This is a genomic window from Microbacterium schleiferi, from assembly GCF_038150145.1.
In the GTDB taxonomy this organism is placed as follows: Bacteria; Actinomycetota; Actinomycetes; order Actinomycetales; family Microbacteriaceae; genus Microbacterium; species Microbacterium schleiferi_B.
The window spans coordinates 176,048-194,620 of sequence record NZ_JBBWSA010000005.1 but is presented as its reverse complement, the minus strand read 5'-3'; the positions used below and the strand labels follow the sequence as shown (position 1 = coordinate 194,620).

Annotated in this window: 17 protein-coding genes; 7 read left to right on the top strand and 10 right to left on the bottom strand. The window is 66.0% G+C overall.

Annotation, left to right across the window (positions count from 1 at the left end):
- Positions 1-152 precede the first annotated feature (152 nt).
- On the top strand, positions 153-761 hold the full coding sequence (locus AADH62_RS07410; protein WP_341578881.1) for a vitamin K epoxide reductase family protein: 609 nt from the start codon (positions 153-155) through the stop codon (positions 759-761).
- A gap of 52 nt (positions 762-813) precedes the next feature.
- On the top strand, positions 814-1,224 hold the full coding sequence (locus AADH62_RS07405) for a hypothetical protein (RefSeq protein WP_341578880.1): 411 nt from the start codon (positions 814-816) through the stop codon (positions 1,222-1,224).
- 38 nt (positions 1,225-1,262) lie between these two features.
- On the opposite strand, the gene ndk is transcribed toward AADH62_RS07405, so the two are convergent.
- Genes ndk through ileS form a run of 4 tightly spaced genes read right to left on the bottom strand, consistent with a single transcriptional unit; the run spans position 1,263 to position 6,830 of the window.
- Positions 1,263-1,679 (bottom strand): nucleoside-diphosphate kinase, encoded by a 417-nt coding sequence (gene ndk, locus AADH62_RS07400; RefSeq protein ID WP_228178224.1) that lies wholly within the window; start codon positions 1,677-1,679, stop codon positions 1,263-1,265.
- Between the two features lie 2 nt (positions 1,680-1,681).
- Positions 1,682-2,098, bottom strand: a complete 417-nt coding sequence (locus tag AADH62_RS07395; RefSeq protein WP_341578879.1) for a DUF4233 domain-containing protein — start codon at positions 2,096-2,098, stop codon at positions 1,682-1,684.
- The gene (locus AADH62_RS07390; RefSeq protein ID WP_341578878.1) at positions 2,095-3,447 is read right to left on the bottom strand and encodes a folylpolyglutamate synthase/dihydrofolate synthase family protein; all 1,353 of its coding nucleotides are present in this window, start codon (positions 3,445-3,447) and stop codon (positions 2,095-2,097) included. The genes AADH62_RS07395 and AADH62_RS07390 overlap by 4 nt, the downstream gene beginning before the upstream one ends.
- Positions 3,444-6,830 (bottom strand): isoleucine--tRNA ligase, encoded by a 3,387-nt coding sequence (gene ileS / locus AADH62_RS07385; protein WP_341578877.1) that lies wholly within the window; start codon positions 6,828-6,830, stop codon positions 3,444-3,446. Before ileS ends, AADH62_RS07390 begins: the two co-directional genes overlap by 4 nt.
- Positions 6,831-7,101: 271 nt before the next feature.
- Between ileS and AADH62_RS07380 the strand changes: the two genes are divergently transcribed.
- Both AADH62_RS07380 and AADH62_RS07375 read left to right on the top strand, forming a co-directional pair.
- Positions 7,102-7,725 carry a pentapeptide repeat-containing protein gene (locus AADH62_RS07380; RefSeq protein WP_341578876.1) on the top strand — a complete coding sequence of 208 codons (624 nt, stop codon included), beginning with the start codon at positions 7,102-7,104 and terminating at the stop codon, positions 7,723-7,725.
- Complete coding sequence (locus AADH62_RS07375) at positions 7,722-8,288, top strand: GNAT family N-acetyltransferase (protein ID WP_292729257.1); 567 nt, start codon at positions 7,722-7,724, stop codon at positions 8,286-8,288. The genes AADH62_RS07380 and AADH62_RS07375 overlap by 4 nt, the downstream gene beginning before the upstream one ends.
- Before the next feature lie 121 nt (positions 8,289-8,409).
- Here AADH62_RS07375 and AADH62_RS07370 read toward each other — a convergent pair whose 3' ends face one another.
- Positions 8,410-9,096 carry an endonuclease domain-containing protein gene (locus tag AADH62_RS07370; protein WP_341578875.1) on the bottom strand — a complete coding sequence of 229 codons (687 nt, stop codon included), beginning with the start codon at positions 9,094-9,096 and terminating at the stop codon, positions 8,410-8,412.
- A gap of 432 nt (positions 9,097-9,528) precedes the next feature.
- Between AADH62_RS07370 and valS the strand changes: the two genes are divergently transcribed.
- Positions 9,529-12,096, top strand: a complete 2,568-nt coding sequence (gene valS, locus AADH62_RS07365; protein ID WP_341578874.1) for a valine--tRNA ligase — start codon at positions 9,529-9,531, stop codon at positions 12,094-12,096.
- A gap of 1 nt (position 12,097) precedes the next feature.
- Positions 12,098-12,349 carry a hypothetical protein gene (locus AADH62_RS07360; protein WP_341578873.1) on the top strand — a complete coding sequence of 84 codons (252 nt, stop codon included), beginning with the start codon at positions 12,098-12,100 and terminating at the stop codon, positions 12,347-12,349.
- A gap of 7 nt (positions 12,350-12,356) precedes the next feature.
- Here the strand turns inward: AADH62_RS07360 and AADH62_RS07355 are convergent, their stop codons facing one another.
- Genes AADH62_RS07355 through AADH62_RS07345 form a run of 3 tightly spaced genes read right to left on the bottom strand, consistent with a single transcriptional unit; the run spans position 12,357 to position 14,484 of the window.
- The gene (locus tag AADH62_RS07355) at positions 12,357-13,652 is read right to left on the bottom strand and encodes an MFS transporter (protein WP_341578872.1); all 1,296 of its coding nucleotides are present in this window, start codon (positions 13,650-13,652) and stop codon (positions 12,357-12,359) included.
- Positions 13,649-13,873, bottom strand: coding sequence for a hypothetical protein (locus tag AADH62_RS07350; RefSeq protein ID WP_341578871.1), 225 nt, complete (start codon positions 13,871-13,873; stop codon positions 13,649-13,651). The genes AADH62_RS07355 and AADH62_RS07350 overlap by 4 nt, the downstream gene beginning before the upstream one ends.
- A 2-nt stretch (positions 13,874-13,875) precedes the next feature.
- On the bottom strand, positions 13,876-14,484 hold the full coding sequence (locus AADH62_RS07345) for a helix-turn-helix domain-containing protein (protein WP_341578870.1): 609 nt from the start codon (positions 14,482-14,484) through the stop codon (positions 13,876-13,878).
- A 91-nt stretch (positions 14,485-14,575) separates the two neighbouring features.
- Between AADH62_RS07345 and AADH62_RS07340 the strand changes: the two genes are divergently transcribed.
- Complete coding sequence (locus AADH62_RS07340; RefSeq protein WP_341578869.1) at positions 14,576-16,636, top strand: M3 family metallopeptidase; 2,061 nt, start codon at positions 14,576-14,578, stop codon at positions 16,634-16,636.
- Between the two features lie 27 nt (positions 16,637-16,663).
- Here AADH62_RS07340 and AADH62_RS07335 read toward each other — a convergent pair whose 3' ends face one another.
- Positions 16,664-17,221, bottom strand: coding sequence for a dihydrofolate reductase family protein (locus AADH62_RS07335; protein WP_341578868.1), 558 nt, complete (start codon positions 17,219-17,221; stop codon positions 16,664-16,666).
- 57 nt (positions 17,222-17,278) lie between these two features.
- Positions 17,279-18,547, bottom strand: coding sequence for an ATP-dependent Clp protease ATP-binding subunit ClpX (clpX, locus tag AADH62_RS07330; RefSeq protein WP_292709287.1), 1,269 nt, complete (start codon positions 18,545-18,547; stop codon positions 17,279-17,281).
- Positions 18,548-18,573: the final 26 nt, after the last annotated feature.

Genomic DNA, 18,573 nt, shown 5'->3' with positions numbered 1-18,573 from the left:
GCCATTGCCCGGAAGTCTGTGACGACATGTCGCGCGGCGCGGCCGCGGACTCGTCCCCGCAATTATCGCACTATCGGCGCACAAACACTCCATTGGTTCGAAGACCCGCGCTTTCAGGCGACTCCTAACCAGACGGATGCCAGAATCGACCCATGCCCGCCGCATCCGCACGTCGCCCTGTCGGCCTCGCCATCTGGCTCATCATCGCCGGCATCGTCGGGTGGTACGCAGCCTTCAGTCTGACCGTCGAACGGTTCCATCTGCTCGCAGACCCGAACGCGACCGCGTCGTGCGACTTCAGCATCCTGGTGCAGTGCACGGCGAACCTGCAGTCCTGGCAGGGCAGCGTCTTCGGCTTTCCGAACCCCATCCTGGGGCTCAGCGGCTGGGTCGCACCGATCGTCGTCGGTGCCGCGCTGCTGGCCGGCGCGCGCTTCGCCCGGTGGTTCTGGCTCCTGTTCTGGGCAGGGATGCTGTTCGCGTTCGGGTTCGTGATCTGGCTCATCAGCCAGAGCTTGTTCGTACTCGGAACCCTGTGCCCCTGGTGCATGGTCACGTGGAGTGTGACGATTCCGACGTTCTATGCCGTCACCGTGCACGCCATGCGCTCAGGGGCATTCGGAACATCGCCCGGCCTGCTGCGGTTCTCGCAAGGACTCATGCGGTGGGTGCCGCTGGCAACCATTGTCAGTTACGGCATCATCGTCATCGTCGCGCAGCTCGCACCGACGCGCGCGCTGACAAACATCTTCGGCCTGTGAGCCTCTCCGCAATCCCTGGACGGGTTGTGGCCTACACGTCTAGCGTTGCGCCATGAATCGGTGCATTCGCATCGCCGCGACGGCAACGCTCCTGGTGATCGCAGGCGCTCCACTCACAGCATGTATGGCAGAACCGTCACGAGTCTGCGTGCCGACGCTGACCGTTGAACCCGATAACCCGCGACCCGGCAAAATCGTGACAGTCTCGACGACGGATGCGTGCCCGCTGCCCGACGGCGCGGAGCTGGCCGTTCGAATCCATCCCGCCGGCGAGACGATTCCCCTCGCGCAAGCGCGGGTCACGCCAGAACCGGACGGGTCGTTCTCGGTCGCGATCACTGTCCCACCGACCATCCGCCCCGGTCAGGCCGTAGCGTCGATCTCGAACTACTGGGACATCGCGACGTGTCCTGAGGGTGCGTCGTGCGCCGCTGCCGAGGTGGAGTTCACCGTCGCACGGTAGCTAGGATCTCGCAGGCCAGACCCGGCACCGCGGCGTTCTCAGCCGAACCAGATCTCCAACTCGCGCGCGGCCGACTCAGGGCTGTCTGAGCCGTGGACGAGGTTCTGCTGGACGGCGAGCCCCCAGTCGCGGCCGAAATCACCGCGAATCGTTCCCGGCGCTGCCGTCGTGGGGTCGGTCGTGCCGGCCAGGGACCGGAAGCCTTCGATGACCCGATTGCCGGCAAGACGAATGGCGACCGACGGACCCGACATCATGAACTCGAGAAGCGGCTCGTAGAAGGGCTTGCCTGCGTGCTCGGCGTAGTGCTTCTCGAGTCGGTCGCGGTCGGGCTCGACCAGACGGATGTCGACGAGGGCGTATCCCTTCGCCTCGATGCGCGCGAGGATCGAGCCAGTCAGGCCTCTCGCAACACCGTCGGGCTTCACCAGAACGAGGGTCTCTTCGGTCGACATCGTTATTCTCCGTTCGAGGGTTCGGGGGGTGCCGCGCGTCGGGCGTTGCGAGCATCGAGGGATGCCCCTTTGATCGTTGCATACGCCCACATCCCACCGAAAATGATCGCCACAATAACGAGTGCGGGCACGAGAAAGCCGCCCAGCAGAACGACGACCTGCAAAGCCCAGCCCACAGCGATCGCCCACGCGTGACGCAGCAGCCCGGCGGTGATGACCATCAACAGCGCCAGGACCGAACCTCCGACGATCCCCCACCACGGCTCGATCCCGTCAGGCAGCACGCGAAGGCCATAGACCACGAGCCCGCCGAGGAAAACGATGATCGACTCGAAGCCGAGAACGACCGATCCGAGGGATTCCCGGGCGCCACGGGCGCGGCGCGGGCGCGAGGATGACGCAGGATCGGCCGCGCTCACGCCCCGGACCCCGCTTTCCACTCGTTGTCTGCCGAGAGCGTGATCGCTTCGCCCGCGAGAACAACCGACCCGGTGATGATGACAGCGCGGCGCGGCGCCGAGCTCGCCCAATTCCTCGCGGCCTCGGCAGCCGACTCGAGCTCAGGAAAGACGGCGGCGGGGAGCTCCCGCGCCTCGAGCAGGTCGGCCAGAGCGTCGGCATCCGTTGCCCGATCGGAATCGGGTGCCGTGACGAAGAACGCTGTCGCGACCTCGCTCAACGCCGACACGATGCCGTCGGCATCCTTGTCAGAGAGCACGCCGATGACCAGTGCCCACTCGTCGAAGTCGAACGATTCGCCGAGGGCCTGGGCGAGAGCTCGCGCGCCGTGCGGATTGTGTGCAGCATCGACGAGAACCGTCGGCTCCGTGCCGATCAGCTGGAGCCTTCCCGGTGACGTGACGCTGGACAGCCCTTCCACCAGCACGTCGGCCGCAATCGGCAGGCGACCGCCCCCGATCAATGCCTCGACGGCGGCGACCGCCAGCGCGGCATTGAAGCCCTGGTGCGAGCCATACAGCGGCAGGTACAGATCGGCGTACTCGGCGGCAAGCCCGCGGACCGAGATCAGCTGACCGCCGACGGCCAGGGCAGACTGCTGAAGCGCGAACTGGTCGCCCTCGATCGCGAACGTGGCGTCTCGCCTGCCGGCCTGTCCGCGCAGCACCGCCTCAGCTGATGGCGCTTGCCGCGCTGACACGACAGCCGCGCCCTCCTTGATGATGCCTGCCTTCACGGTGGCGATCTGCTCGATCGTGTCACCGAGCCGCGCGGCATGGTCGAGATCAATCGGGGCGAAGACGGCGACATCGCCATCGGCGGTGTTGGTCGAGTCCCACAGCCCGCCCATGCCGACCTCGAGAACCAGCACATCGACGGGCGCATCGGCGCAGACGACGAAGGCCAGCACCGTCAGCAGCTCGAAGAAGGTCAGTTCCGCATCACCGGATGCCGTGAGCTCGGCATCCACGAGGTCGATGAACGGGGCGATCTCATCCCAGGCCGCCACGAGCGCCTCATCGGTGACCGGTTCGCCGTCGATGAGGATGCGCTCGGTGAATCGCTCGAGATGCGGGCTCGTGAATAGGCCCGTCCGCAGCCCGTGAGCGCGGATAAGGCTCTCGATGATGCGGCTCGTTGAGGTCTTGCCGTTCGTACCGGTGACGTGCACAACGCGATACGTGCGCTGCGGGTTGTCGAGATAGTCCAGCAGCTTCTGCGTCCGCTCGATCCGAGGCTGCACCCACTGCTCTCCCTGTCGGCTCAGCAGGATCTCGTAGACGGCGTCTGCGCGCTCTCGCTCGTTCATGCGGTTCCTCCGGCCCTGCCGACGATCACGCGGAATCCACCGGCGTTTGCATAGGTGCCCGCTGCGACGCGCTCCGTGTGCTCGATCCCGCCCACGGGCGACCAGTTCTTGAGGAAGGTCTGCTCGCCGGGTCCATAGATGGCGTAGGCCACAGCAAGCGTCTCCCCCGCGACGTCAGCAGCATCGAAACCAGCGACAACCGCGGTGGCGTCGCTCTCAGATTCGAACTCCACCTCGAGACGGATGCGGTCGCTCACGTCGAACCCTGCCGCCTTGCGCGTGTCCTGCACAGCCCGGATGACATCACGCGCGAGCCCTTCAGCCTCAAGCTCGGGCGTGGTGGTCGTGTCGAGCAGGACAAACCCGCCGCCACCGAGCAGCGCGATCGCCGTGCCTTCCGCAACACCCCCGGCTTCGAGGGTGAGTTCGTATTCGCCGGGCTCGAGGGCGATGCCGTCGACGACAATCACGCCGTCCTGCTCGCTCCACAGGCCCACCTTCGCCCCAGCGATGACATGCTGCACCTGCTTGCCCAGGCGCGGTCCGGCTGCCCGCGCGTTGACCGCGAGGCGCTGGCTGATGCCGTAGGACTCCGCCAGACCCTCAGTGAGCTCGACGAGCTCCACGCTCTTGACGTTGAGTTCATCGCGCAGGATTCCCTCGAACTGGCCGAGCGATGCGGCATCAGCGACCGCCACCGTCAAGCGCGAGAGGGGCAGGCGCACGCGCTTGCCCTCCTTCTTGCGCAGAGCGTTGGCGACGCTGGAGACCTCGCGGACGGCATCCATCGCGGTGCGGATGTCGGTCGCGGGGGCGAAGGATGCCGCATCCGGCCAGTCCTGCAGGTGCACGCTGCGTCCACCGGTGAGCCCCTGCCAGACGCGCTCGGCCACCAGCGGGATGAGCGGTGCAGCCACGCGAGTGAGCGTCTCGAGCACCGTATAGAGGGTGTCGAAAGCCTCGCGTGAGCGCGGGTCGTCGGTGACGCCCTCCCAGAACCGGTCGCGCGAACGACGGATGTACCAGTTGGTGAGCGCCTCGGCGAAGTCGCGGAGCTTCTCGGCAGCGCTCGTCGAGTCGAGTACTTCGAGGTCGGCCGCGACGCCCGTGACGAGGTCGCCCAGCAGAGCCAGGATGTATCGGTCGAGCACATCGGTCGAGTCGGTCCGCCAGGATGCCTCGTACCCGGCGCCGTCGGGCCCGGATGCCGCGTTGGCATAGGTGGCGAAGAAGTACCACGCGTTCCACAGCGGCAGCAGGAACTCGCGGACCCCGGCACGGATGCCTTCTTCGGTGACGACGAGGTTGCCGCCGCGCAGCACCGAGCTCGACATGAGGAACCAGCGCATCGCGTCCGACCCGTCACGGTCGAACACCTCCGACACGTCGGGGTAGTTGCGCAGCGACTTCGACATCTTCTGGCCGTCCGAACCCAGCACGATGCCGTGGCACGAGACGCCCGTAAAGGCCGGACGGTCGAAGAGGGCACCCGAGAGCACGTGCATGACGTAGAACCAGCCGCGCGTCTGACCGATGTACTCGATGATGAAGTCGGCAGGCGCGTGCTCGTCGAACCACTCGTGGTTCTCGAACGGGTAGTGCACCTGCGCGTAGGGCATCGACCCCGAGTCGAACCAGACGTCGAAGACATCCTCGATGCGGCGCATCGTCGACTGACCGGTGGGATCGTCGGGGTTTGGGCGCGTGAGATCGTCGATGTACGGCCGGTGCAGGTCGACCTCGCCGGCCTCGTTACGCGGCAACGTGCCGAAGTCGCGCTCGAGCTCCTCCAGCGACCCGTAGGCGTCAACGCGCGGGTACTCCGGGTTGTCGCTCTTCCACACCGGGATCGGCGAACCCCAGTACCGGTTGCGGCTGATTGACCAGTCCCGAGCGCCCTCGAGCCACTTGCCGAACTGGCCGTGCTTGACGTTCTCGGGCGCCCAGGTGATCTGCTCGTTGAGCTCGATCAGGCGGTCCTTGATCTCTGTCACCCGCACGAACCAACTCGAGACTGCCTTGTAGATGAGGGGGTTCCGGCACCGCCAGCAGTGCGGATACGAGTGCTCGTAGCTGGCTTCGCGCAGCAACCGGCCACCGTCGCGCAGCAGGCGGATGAGGGGGCGGTTCGCGTCCATCCAGAGCTCGCCGGCGACATCCGTCACCTGCGGCAGGAACTTGCCTCCCTCGTCGAGCGAGAGGATCGTCGGGATGCCGGCTGCTTCCGAGACTCGCTGGTCATCCTCGCCGTAGGCCGGAGCCTGGTGGACGATGCCGGTACCGTCGCTGGTCGTGACGTAGTCGTCAACGAGGATCTGCCACGCGTTCTGGGTGCCCCAGGTCTCGGCATCCGCGTAGTAGTCGAAAAGCCGGTCGTACGAGACGCCGGCGAGTTCCGACCCCAGGATGCTGCTCGAGACCGCCGCGCGAGCATCCTCGACGCTCTCGTAGCCGAGGTCCTTCGCGTAGCCCGCGAGCAGGTCTTCGGCCAGCAGGTACTCGTGCGCGGTCGCCTCGACGGCGTCATCCGCCTCCCCACCGGGAGTGCGGTGCACATCGGCAGCTCCGTTCGGACCGCCGGGAACGACGACGTACCGGATGTCGGGGCCCACTGCGAGCGCGAGGTTCGTCGGCAGGGTCCACGGGGTCGTCGTCCAGGCGAGCGCCCGAACGGCGGTGAGCCCGAGCGCCTCGGCCTTCGCGCCGACCAGCGGGAAGGTGACCGTGACCGAGGGGTCCTGGCGCATCTTGTAGACGTCGTCATCCATGCGCAGCTCGTGGCTCGACAGCGGCGTCTCGTCGCGCCAGCAATACGGCAGCACGCGGTAGCCCTCGTATGCGAGCCCCTTGTCGTAGAGACTCTTGAAGGCCCAGAGCACCGACTCCATGTATCCCGTGTCGAGAGTCTTGTAGCCGCGCTCGAAGTCGACCCAGCGCGCTTGGCGGGTGACGTAGTCCTCCCACTCGCGCGTGTAGGTCAGCACCGACTCACGAGCCTTCGCGTTGAATGCGGCGATGCCCATCTGCTCGATCTCAGCCTTTTCGGTGATGCCGAGCTGCTTCATCGCCTCGAGCTCGGCGGGAAGACCATGCGTGTCCCATCCGAAGACGCGATCGACCTTCTTGCCGCGCATGGTCTGGAACCGCGGGAAGAGGTCTTTCGCGTATCCCGTGAGGAGGTGCCCATAGTGCGGAAGACCGTTCGCGAACGGCGGGCCGTCGTAGAAGACCCACTCCTCGGAGCCGTCGCGCTGCGCGATCGAGGCGCGGAAGGTGTCGTCCTGCTTCCAGAACGCGAGCACGTCGCGTTCGATCGCAGGAAAGCGGGGGCTCGGCGAAACGTCGGCAGCGGGGCCGAAGGCGGAGGGGCGGGGATAGCTCATGTCATCTCGCAAGGGTCACGGACTGTTGCGCCGGGACGATCCTCGCGGACCGCGGTACCACCCTGCGTGCTCTTCCGGTCTGCGTCCGGTCGAACCCCTCTCACTGCGGCTATGACGGGCCTGACCCGCTCGGTTCTACTGAGCCCCTCGCAGGGCGGTTCTTCCGAGAGCTCCCCGGTGATGGCCGGATCGGTGCTGGTTGCTCAATTCTAGCGGCGCCTAGGGTGGATGCGTGCCTCGTTCTGGATCTACCGAACCGCTGCCTCCCCGCGTGAGCAGCCCCGACCTTCCGGCGAGTCTCGAATCGGTTGCGGCGATCGATCGTCACGATGACCTTCTCGGCGTGCGTGTGGGTACGCTTCGCGGCGAGGTAGACGGCTCGTTCGCGAGAATCGCGGAGTGTGAGATTCCGGATGTCGACCTCGACTCCCTGACTCTCACCGGCGCCTCGGTGCGTGATGTTCTCATCAGTGGCATCCGTGCGACGCGGCTGATCGCACCCAACAGCGCCTGGCGCACCGTGACGATCGACGGCGGGCGACTCGCGACTTTCGAACTCAGCGGCGCCGAGCTCGACGGCGTCGAGTTCCGTGGAATGCGCATCGACTACGCGAACCTCAGCATGTCTACCGTGACCGATGTTCGATTCGTGGACTGCCGGTTCGGTTCTCTGGACCTCCCTGAGGCAGCGCTCACCCGCGTCACCTTCGAGGGATGTCACGCCGATGAGGTCGACTCGCGGGGCTTGCGTTCGCAGCACCTCGACCTCCGCGGGCTCGAGGCGCTGTCGTTCACCAGTCCGGCAGGACTGAGCGGCGCGACGCTCACGACGCGGCAGGTCGAGCAGCACTCGACGCCCCTGGCCATGGCTCTCGGCATCCGGGTCCTCGAGTGATTCCCCAGCCGGCGACTGCCTTCTCGGGCATACAGACGGCTCGGCTCGGGTTGCGAGAGCTCACGCCGCAGGATCATTCGGCGTTGCATCGTGTGCTCGGCGACGAGGTCGCGATGAGCGCGTACGAGCATGGTTTCTCTCCGGCGGAGACGGCCACCTGGATCGAGGGCCAACTCCGCCGCTATCGCGACGACGGGTTCGGGCTGTGGGCCGTGACGGATGCGGAGACCGACGAGGTCATCGGGGACTGCGGTCTCACCGTTCAGCGCACTGCAACGGCAGAGGTCGTCGAGGTCGGATATCACCTCCTGCGGCAGCGGTGGGGTCTCGGATATGCCACGGAGGCTGCGTCCGCGTGCCTCGATTGGGGCTTCGCGAACGTCGTTGTGCCGGAGATCTACGCGATAGTGCGCGATACGAACCTCGCGTCGATGAACGTCGCGATCCGGCTCGGGATGACGGTCCGCGAGCGTTTCGTCAAGCACTACCGCGACATCGACATGCCGCACCTGGCTTTCGCGATCTCGCGCGCGGCCTGGCGCTCTCGGCATCCGTCGCCCTGACGGTCGCTCATTCGGGAGGGCGTGACCACTCGGGAGGACCAGGTACTCCACTTGGGCCCTCCCGATCGCGCATCGCCTCCCGAGTGAACCCGGTTTGCGACAGCCCTAACCAGCCGGATGCCTAGCGCGGACGACGGTGGAGGCCTGCCGCGACGGCAGCCATGACAAGCGCCTGTACCTCCGGCCAGTTGTCGACGACCTGCCGGTAACCCACCCGGATGACGTGATAGCCACGCAGACGCAGTTCGGCGTCGTGCCGATTGTCACTGTCCCGTTGTGCGCCAACATGGGACCCGCCATCGATCTGGAGAACGAGCCTGTCGCCGATGAGCAGATCGACACGGTGCCCGGCGATCCAGATCTGCGAGCGCAGCGGGAGCCCGAGCCACCTCAACCGCACGACGGCGATCGTCTCGAGCCCCGAATCCGACCAGGGCGTCACCTGATCGAGAAGTCGAGAGGCCGGCTCTGGGAGTGGGAGGTTTCGCAGCCGATCAATGTCTGCTCGCCCCGTGCGCAGCGCAGATTCCCAGATGGCCAGCGCCGCGTCATCCGGTTGGCACAGGGCGACCTGAACCAGCATGTTCTCGATCTCATCTTCCAAGGAGCCGGGTGGTCGAGGCACGAGTGGCGTCCGCCAGTGCGTCACCGCGCCGGGCAGCCCCACATGACCGGCGTGGGATGGAGCGGCCACGTGCCACTCCGGTTCCTTCAGAACCCACAGCCCGCGTCGGCGCGCGAGCGAGATGCAGGTGATGACCACGCCCTCCCCCGCGGCACGGATGAGCTCGGGATCGGCGGTCGGCACGGCAACCCACCCTCGCCGCGGCCGGATGAGAACGCCCGAGCGGAGGGCATCAGTGAGGCGTCGCGACGAGACGCGCCGAGCTCTGAGCCACGACGACGGTATGACACCCCCGTGAGTCGCGACGAACGCGCTGAGATCCATCCCACCAGCCCATCGCACGGTGCTGGCACGGGGGTATCGATCGGCGGCATCCGTGGAAATTGCGCCCGGCCAGCGCGGCAGGGGAGGAACGTAGTACGACTTTCGCCGGACACTCGGGAGGCGATGCACGCTTGGGAGGACGAGACTCCAGCTTCGGCCCTCCGGAATGCGCATCACCTCCCGGGTGTACCCGCGGGCCCGGTGCTCACCGCCCCGGGCCGGTAGAATCGAGGCGTATCCCACACTCAGGCACGCTCACACAGTGCCGCACATATCGCCCAAGGAGACCCCATGGCCGCAGTTCCCGACAAGCCCGCCCTCGAGGGTCTCGAACAGAAGTGGGATGCCGCGTGGACGGATGCCGGCACGTACGGCTTCGACCGCACGCGCGCCGTAGAGGTAGGCCGCGCCGGGGTCTACTCCGTCGACACTCCCCCGCCCACGGCATCCGGGTCGCTCCACATCGGCCACGTGTTCAGCTACACCCACACCGACGTGAAGGTGCGCTTCGAACGGATGCGGGGCAAGACCGTCTTCTACCCGATGGGCTGGGACGACAACGGGCTGCCGACCGAGCGCCGCGTCCAGAACTACTACGGCGTGCGCTGCGATCCCTCGCTCCCCTACGACGCGGACTTCACTCCCCCCTACGAGGGAGGCGACAACAAGAGCAGCAAGGCCGCCGACCAGGTGCCGATCAGCCGCCGCAACTTCATCGAGCTGTGCGAGAAGCTCACTGTCGAAGACGAAAAGCACTTCGAAGACCTGTGGCGGATGCTGGGACTCTCGGTCGACTGGACCCAGACCTACCGCACGATCTCGGACGAGACGATGCGCACGAGCCAGCTCGCGTTCCTGCGCAACCTCGAACGTGGCGAGGCCTACCAGTCGCTCGCACCGACCCTGTGGGACATCGACTTCCGCTCCGCGATCGCGCAGGCAGAACTCGAAGACCGTGAGCAGCCAGCGGCCTACCACCGCCTCGCCTTCCACAAGAGCGACGGCAGCGGCGACATCCACATCGAAACCACGCGCCCGGAGCTGCTGGCCGCGTGTGTCGCACTCGTTGCCCACCCTGACGACGAGCGCTACCAGCCCGCTTTCGGGACGACAGTGCGCACCCCACTGTTCGATGTCGAGGTGCCGGTGCTGCCGCATCCGCTCGCCCAGCCCGACAAGGGCTCGGGTCTCGCGATGATCTGTACGTTCGGCGATGTCACCGACATCATCTGGTGGCGTGAGCTCGACCTCCCCAACCGCACGATCATCGGCATGGACGGCCGCATCATCGCCGAGGCTCCCGACGTCATCACGACGGATGCCGCGCGTGCTGCCTACGCGGAGCTTGCCGGCAAGACCGTCTTCAGCGCCAAGAAACGCGTCGTGGAGCTGCTGCAGGAGTCGGGCGAGTTGATCGGCGACCCCAAGCCCTTCACCCATCCCGTCAAGTTCTTCGAAAAGGGCGACCGCCCGCTCGAGATCGTCTCGACGCGTCAGTGGTACATCCGAAACGGAGCCCGCGACGAGGCGCTGCGCGAGAAGCTCATCGCTCTCGGCAAGGAGCTGGCGTGGCATCCGGACTTCATGCGCGTGCGCTACGAGAACTGGGTCGGCGGACTCACCGGTGACTGGCTCGTCTCGCGCCAACGCTTCTTCGGTGTGCCGATCCCGGTCTGGTACGGCCTCGACGAAAGCGGTGAGCGCGACTACGACCGCGTCCTGCTCCCCACTCACGAGCAGCTTCCTGTCGACCCGACCAGTGACGTCCCCCCTGGCTACACCGAAGATCAGCGCGGCGTTCCCGGCGGCTTCGAGGGCGAGCGCGACATCTTCGACACCTGGGCGACCTCATCGCTGACGCCGCAGCTCGCGGGCGGCTGGGAACGCGACCCCGAACTGTGGGAGCTCGTCGCCCCGTTCGACCTGCGCCCGCAGGGTCAGGACATCATCCGCACCTGGCTGTTCTCGACGATGCTGCGCAGCGCGCTCGAAGATGGCCGCGCACCGTGGACCGACGCCGCGATCTCGGGGTTCATCGTGGATCCCGACCGCAAGAAGATGTCCAAGTCCAAGGGCAATGTGGTGACGCCTGCCGACATCCTGGAACAGCACGGGTCGGATGCCGTGCGCTACTGGGCGGCATCCAGCCGACTGGGCACGGATGCCGCGTTCGATCCGCAGAACCCGACGCAGATCAAGATCGGCCGGCGCCTGGCGATCAAGATCCTGAACGCCGCGAAGTTCGTCCTCTCGTTCCCGGTCCCCGTGGGCGCGCAGATCACGCATGCGCTGGACGCCTCGATGCTCGCGACGCTCGATGGTGTGGTGCGCGATGCGACCGCAGCGCTGGATGCTTACGATCACGCCCGCGCGCTCGAGCTGACCGAATCCTTCTTCTGGACGTTCTGCGACGACTACCTCGAACTGGTCAAGGAGCGGGCTTACGACCAGACCGACGTCGGCCAGGCATCCGCTGCCCTTGCCCTGCGTATCGCGCTGTCGACGCAGTTGCGCCTGCTCGCGCCCATCGTTTCCTTCGCAACAGAGGAAGCCTGGTCGTGGTTCGAGGAGGGGTCGATTCACACCGCAGCATGGCCCGAGCCGCTCGGCATCGAGGGCGACCCCGCCGTGCTCACCGCTGTCGGTGAGGCGCTTGTCGGCATCCGTCGCGCGAAGACCGAGGCGAAGGCATCCCAGAAAACGCCGGTCACCTCGATCACACTCGGCGCACCGGCTGCGACGGTAGAGCGACTCAAGACGGCAGAGGGCGATCTCAAGGCCGTGGGTCGCATCGAGACCATCACGTACACGGATGCCGACAGCACGACCGTCGCAGCCATCGAACTCGGAGAGGTGTGACATGCAGCTCGGAACCCGGTGGGCCCTGGGCACAGTGCCACCGCAGGCCGTTCCCGAGGTCTTGCGAGCCCAAATCGCGGCTGTCGAAGACCTGATCTCTGCCGGGCAGCTCGCTCAGGAACCGACGCCGCGCTGGACGCTCACGTGGCTCGAGGGTCGACCCATCGCTGAACTCGACACCGGCGTGATCGTGACGCTCGACGCCGACGGCGAGGCGGTCGTGCACCACGACCCCGACGACGAGTTCGCCTGAACTCAGATCACTCCTCGTTCTGTGAGACGCGGCTCGCTGCCAGAAGAAGTCGCGCGGCGGCGAGGGCAGCGATGATCGTCACCGCTGCAGCGATCAGATAGGGAAGGCGAAGGTCCACGCGGGCAACCAGGCTGCCGAGCATCGTGGCGATCGGGAAGAGGCCCCACGTGAGACTGCGGATGATCCCGAGCACCCGCCCGAAGATATCGCCGGGAATGATCATCTGCCGGAGCGCTCCCCAGGGGACGTTCCAGAGCGACACCGCGAAGGCCATTCCGGCGTAGGCCACGATCGCGCTGACCACCTCGGGGGCGATCCCCACGAGCGCGAGGCACACCCCTGCACCCAGATTCGCGCCCAGCATGACAGCGCCGCGGCCGAAGCGGCGCACAAGTGCAGGGGCGACCAGTGAGCCCAGCAGCGCGCCGGCGCCGATTCCGGCGGTGACGAATCCGATCGCCGCGGGCGCTACACCCTGTGTCTCGAGGAAGTAGAGAATCGTCGGCGCCTGCGCGAAGGAGAAAGCACCACCGAGGATCGAAGTGAACACCACGAGAGCGCGCAGATAGCGGTGACGCCAGAGGTACAGCGCTGCATCTTTGGTCGAGACCCGCGGGGTGTCCGATGCGGGAAGTCGCTCCACAGGCACCGCCACCCTGTCGGTCGCAAACTCTGCTTCCGCGGGCGACCCCCGGAGCGCATGGGCAGCAGAAACCGGCAGCATGAGTGCCAGGACGATCGGAATCAGATACCCCACCGAGCCAACCCAGAGCGGGAGCACGAGCGAGATCGCGAACAGGACCCCGGCGATGGGCTGGGCAACGAAGCTGTCGATGGTGATCTGTGCGGCCTGAATGCGGCTGTTCGCCCGGTCCAGCCCCGGCCTGCCGACCAGTGAGGGAATCACGGCATTGGTCGCGTTGTCAAAGAGAGTCTCTCCGATGCCGAACACGACAGTCGCGACAAGCAGGTGCCACAGCTGGAGCTGGCCGGTCGCGGTCAGCGCGGCGAGGGCAACCGCAACGCCGCCGCGCAGCACGTTTGCAGACGCCATCACGCGTCGTCGATCACACCGATCGACGATCATGCCCGCCGGAAGCCCGAAGAACAGCCACGGAACGAAGGCCAGCGCGCCCACCGCGGCAATGGCGACCGGGTCACGAGTCAGCGTCGTTGCGATGAGCGGAACTGCCGTGCGTCCCACGCCGTCAGCGAGGTTACTGAATGCCGCAGCGGTCCAGAGCTTCCCGAAGTCCCGGCCGAGCGGAAGCTGACGCCGGACTGGACTCGATGCGACAGTCATCGCGGCAGGATGCCGACATGGGCGCCGGCGCAGGCATCAGCACGGGCCTCTGCATAGGCGCTCTGTGCGGCGTGCCGGACCGGACGGGTCGATGCACGCCGTCGAACCCGCGCCTCGATGTCTCGTTCCAGTGCTCGCAAGATGACCAGCGCCGCCCGCTCGACCGCGCTTGGCTGCACCTGCTCGCAGTGGGTCGCCGCCACAGTGCTGATGGTGGTCATGATTACTCCGGGTCTGTGAGGGGGAACACGTCGGTTCGGATGGTGAACGGTCGCACGCCCTCGCCTTGCTGTTCGCGGTAGCGCGCGACATACGCGTCGATGACGGCCTCGAGTTCATGTCCGAGCTCCTCGAACTGCGCATCCGTCAGTCGCACGGTGGCGGTGCTGAGCATGGCCGTCCACTCGTCGGGGTCCTTGCGGATCTGACGAGCGATGAACTCCTCGAGCTGCCTGTTGCGGCGTCGATAGAACTCGCTGATCACAACCTGGCTCGCGGCTCGACCCGCAGGACTTCTGACGGCTGTCTGGCCGGTCATCGACACCGCGCCCTTGGGGCGTTCCCACCAGCGCTCGCGTCCCGTGCCTCGATCAGGAACCTCGCGAATGAGGTCGTGCTTGGCGAGAGCACGCAGGTGGTAACTCGTCGCCCCAGACGACTCCCCCAACTGCTCCGCCAGCGAGCTCGCCGTTTGCGGACCGAACTGGCTGAGGATGTCGTAGATCTCGACACGAAGCGGATGCGCTAGCGCGCGCAGCGCGCCGACATCCAGTTCTCGGGCCTCACCGATGCGCGGGGGCGCGTCACCCGCGTCGTCTGGCGATGTGTTCACATCACCACAATACGACCGCAAAGCTTTCTTTGCAAGTGTTGTTTTGCAAAGGTTGGTTTGCGGTACAGATCCGAGGAGATAGGTTGGGTCCATGACCGACGTCGACATGTCGAACCCTCTTCTCGCCGCAAGCTCGCTCCCCTACCGACTCCCGGACTACCGGGCAATCCGGCCGGAGCACTACCTGCCGGCGTTCACCGAGGCGTTCGCCGCGCATCGGCGTGAGATCGACGCGATCACCAATGTCACCGCGGCCCCAACTTTTGAGAACACGCTGGTGCCGCTGGAGCGCAGCGGGGAGCTTCTCCACGACGTCGCATCGGCGTTCTACACGGTGTCCTCCGCGGACGCGACGCCAGAGATCCAAGAGATCGAAGAAGCGCTGGCTCCCTTGATGGCAGCGCACACGGATGCTGTGCAATTGAACGCTGCGCTCTATCGACGCATAGCGAGCGTGCATTCCCAGCTGGATGACCTCGGTCTCGCGCCCGAGGATCGCTACCTTGTCGAGCGCCACTACCGCGAGATGACCCACGCAGGAGCAGGCCTCGACGAGACCCAGAAGGCGCGCCTCACGGAGATCAATGGACGCCTCTCAACACTCACGACAACCTTCGAAAAGAATCTGCTCAACGACACGAATGATCTCGCCGTCGTGTTCGACGACGTCACCGAGCTCGACGGACTCGCCGACGGCGAGATCTCTGCCGCTGCCCGCGCCGCTGCCGACCGCGGCACCGCGGGCGCCTGGCTCGTCTCTCTCACGCTGTTCACCGGACACCCCTATCTGGGATCGCTGCGCAACCGCGACTCGAGGGCGCGCATCATGGCGGCATCGAGGGCTCGGGGCGCACGTGACAACGGAAACGACAACCGCCCCGTTCTTCGCGAGATCGTGCGGCTGCGAGCCGAGCGCGCCGAGCTTCTGGGCTACCGCTCGCACGCGGACTACGTCACGTCAGATGAGACGGCGGGAAACCCGGAAGCTGTCCGCGACCTGCTCTTCCGTCTTGCCGCGCCCGCTGCCCGAAACGCGCGCACCGAGCAGGCGGCGCTTCAAGCGATGGCGGATGCCGAACCCGAGCCTTTCACGATCGAAGCCCACGACTGGGCCTACTTCACTGAAAAGGTCCGAGCAGCCGAGTACGACATCGACGCCGCCGCGCTCCGTCCCTGGTTCGAGGCCGAACGCGTGCTCCACGACGGCGTCTTTCGCGCGGCTACGGAGCTCTACGGCATCACCTTCACCGATCGCCCCGATCTGCCCGGCTACCACCCCGACGTCCGGGTGTTCGAAGTATTCAACGCCGATGGGTCAGCACTCGGGCTCTACCTGCTGGATCTCTACACGCGGGACTCGAAGCGCGGTGGGGCATGGATGAACTCCATCGTGTCCCAATCGCGCCTGCGCGGCACGGCGCCGGTCGTTGTGAACAATCTCAACGTCGTGAAACCCGAGACCGGAACTCCGACACTGCTGACGCTTGATGAAGTGACGACCTTCTTTCACGAGTTCGGCCACGCGCTGCACGGCCTGTTTGCGACAGTCACGTACCCGCACTTCGCCGGCACCAACGTGTTCCGCGACTTCGTCGAGTTCCCGAGCCAAGTCAACGAGATGTGGATCTTCTGGCCCGAGATCCTGGCGGCCTATGCGCGCCACATCGAGACCGACGAGCCGCTCCCGGCCCAGGTCGTGGAGCGACTGAACGCCTCTGAGAGCTTCAACCAGGGGTTCGCGACGAGCGAGTACCTCGCAGCATCCTGGCTCGATCAGGCATGGCACTCACTCTCGGCAGCCGACGCAGCGAGCGACCGTGATGTCGCAGCGTTCGAAGCATCCGCCCTCGCCGAGATCGGGCTCGATAACCCCGCAGTCCCGACGCGGTACTCATCCACGTATTTCGCCCACATCTTCTCCGGCGGCTACAGCGCCGGGTACTACTCGTACATCTGGAGCGAAGTACTGGATGCCGACACAGTCGCGTGGTTCCGTGAGAACGGCGGTCTTACTCGGGCGAACGGCGACCGATTCCGTGACCGGCTCCTCGGCGTCGGAGGGTCAAAGGATCCCCTCGAGGCGTACCGGGACTTCCGCGGCAGGGATGCGGAGATCGCTCCCCTCCTGAGTCGCCGAGGCCTCGACACCTGACGCCCGTAGCGAGCATCCCGCACACGCTTATGAAGGCGTAACGAGAAACCGCAGTCGCGCGAACTGCCCCACTTGGCGAGCTTCGACGAGGCGGAGCCGATCCGACTCGACCCGACGCGGAAACAGGGGCGCTCCGGTGGTCAGAGCGACGGGCGCGATCGATATCGCGATCTCGTCGAGCGCGCCGGCGTCGTAGAACTGTGCGGCAAGTTCCCCGCCGCCGACGATCCACACATCTGACTCGCCTGCCGCCTCGCGGAGATCCCTCAACACGGCCGACACGGGTCCTGACACGAATGTCACGTCTGCGCCAACCGGCACGGGGAGGTTCCTCGTTGTGAAGACGAACGTGCGCCGAGTGCCGAACAGCTCCTGCCACTTTTCAGGGTGCTCGACGAGGTCAGACTCGCGCAGGAGCCACTCGTAGGTGGATGAGCCTTCGACGATCAGCGCATCAGTGGGCGGGAGCAGCTCCGGATCGGGCTCCGTACCGCCGGGCACGTCGAAGAGCCACTGCAGGGAATGGTCGGAGTCAGCGATCCAGCCGGTGAAGCAGGTCGCGGTGTCGTAGATGAATCGCGTCACACCGCGACGCTACGCGGGAGTTCCGACATCCACCCGCGGGCGGGACTGGACCCCAGCTCAGGCCGACTTACGAGCCTGTCGAAGCACGAGGGTTGGGGCTGCGCCATCCTCGACGGCAGCGCGCGTGACGATGACCTTGTCCACGTTCTCGGCCGACGGAATCTCGAACATGATCGGCCCCAGCACGTCTTCGAGAATCGCGCGCAGGCCGCGGGCCCCGGTCTTGCGGGCCACCGCGAGATCGGCGATAGCAACGAGCGCCTCGTCGTCAAACTCCAAGTCGACCCCGTCGATCTCGAACATCCGCTGATACTGCTTGACCAGCGCGTTCTTCGGAGCGGTGAGGATCTCGATGAGGGCTTCGCGGTCAAGCGGCGACACGGATGCGACAACAGGAAGACGCCCGATGAACTCGGGGATCAGGCCGAACTTGTGCAGATCCTCGGGCTGAACCTCGCTGAAGAGGCTGAGGTCGTCGCCCTTGTTGTGAAGGGGCGCCCCGAAGCCCACCCCGTGCTTTCCAACGCGCGACGAGATGATGTCTTCCAGCCCAGCGAAGGCACCAGCCACGATGAACAACACGTTCGTCGTGTCGATCTGGATGAACTCCTGGTGCGGATGCTTGCGACCGCCCTGCGGCGGCACCGAAGCAACCGTTCCCTCAAGAATCTTCAGCAGGGCCTGCTGCACACCCTCGCCCGAGACATCCCGCGTGATCGAGGGGTTCTCGGCCTTGCGGGCGATCTTGTCGACCTCGTCGATGTAGATGATGCCGGTTTCAGCGCGCTTGGTGTCGAAGTCGGCCGCCTGCAGGAGCTTCAGGAGGATGTTCTCGACGTCCTCACCAACGTAGCCGGCCTCGGTCAGTGCCGTCGCATCAGCAACCGCGAACGGCACATTCAAGCGCTTGGCAAGTGTCTGGGCGAGGTAGGTCTTTCCGCATCCCGTGGGTCCGAGAAGCAGGATGTTGCTCTTCGCGATCTCGATGTCTTCGGCACGCTGCTCGGCGGGCTGCAACGTCGAGTGCGCACGAACACGCTTGTAGTGGTTGTAGACGGCAACCGACAGCGCCCGCTTGGCAGGCTCCTGGCCGACGACGTACTCCTCGAGAAACGCAAAGATCTCGCGGGGCTTGGGAAGGTCGAAATCGGCGACAACACCGTCACCAGACTCTGCCATGCGCTCTTCGATGATCTCGTTGCAGAGTTCGACGCACTCGTCGCAGATGTAGACGCCGGGTCCGGCGATGAGTTGCTGCACCTGCTTTTGGCTCTTACCGCAGAAAGAGCACTTGAACAGATCAGCGCTCTCACCGATGCGTGCCATCAGGGGTCCTCCTCGTTCCGGGCGGC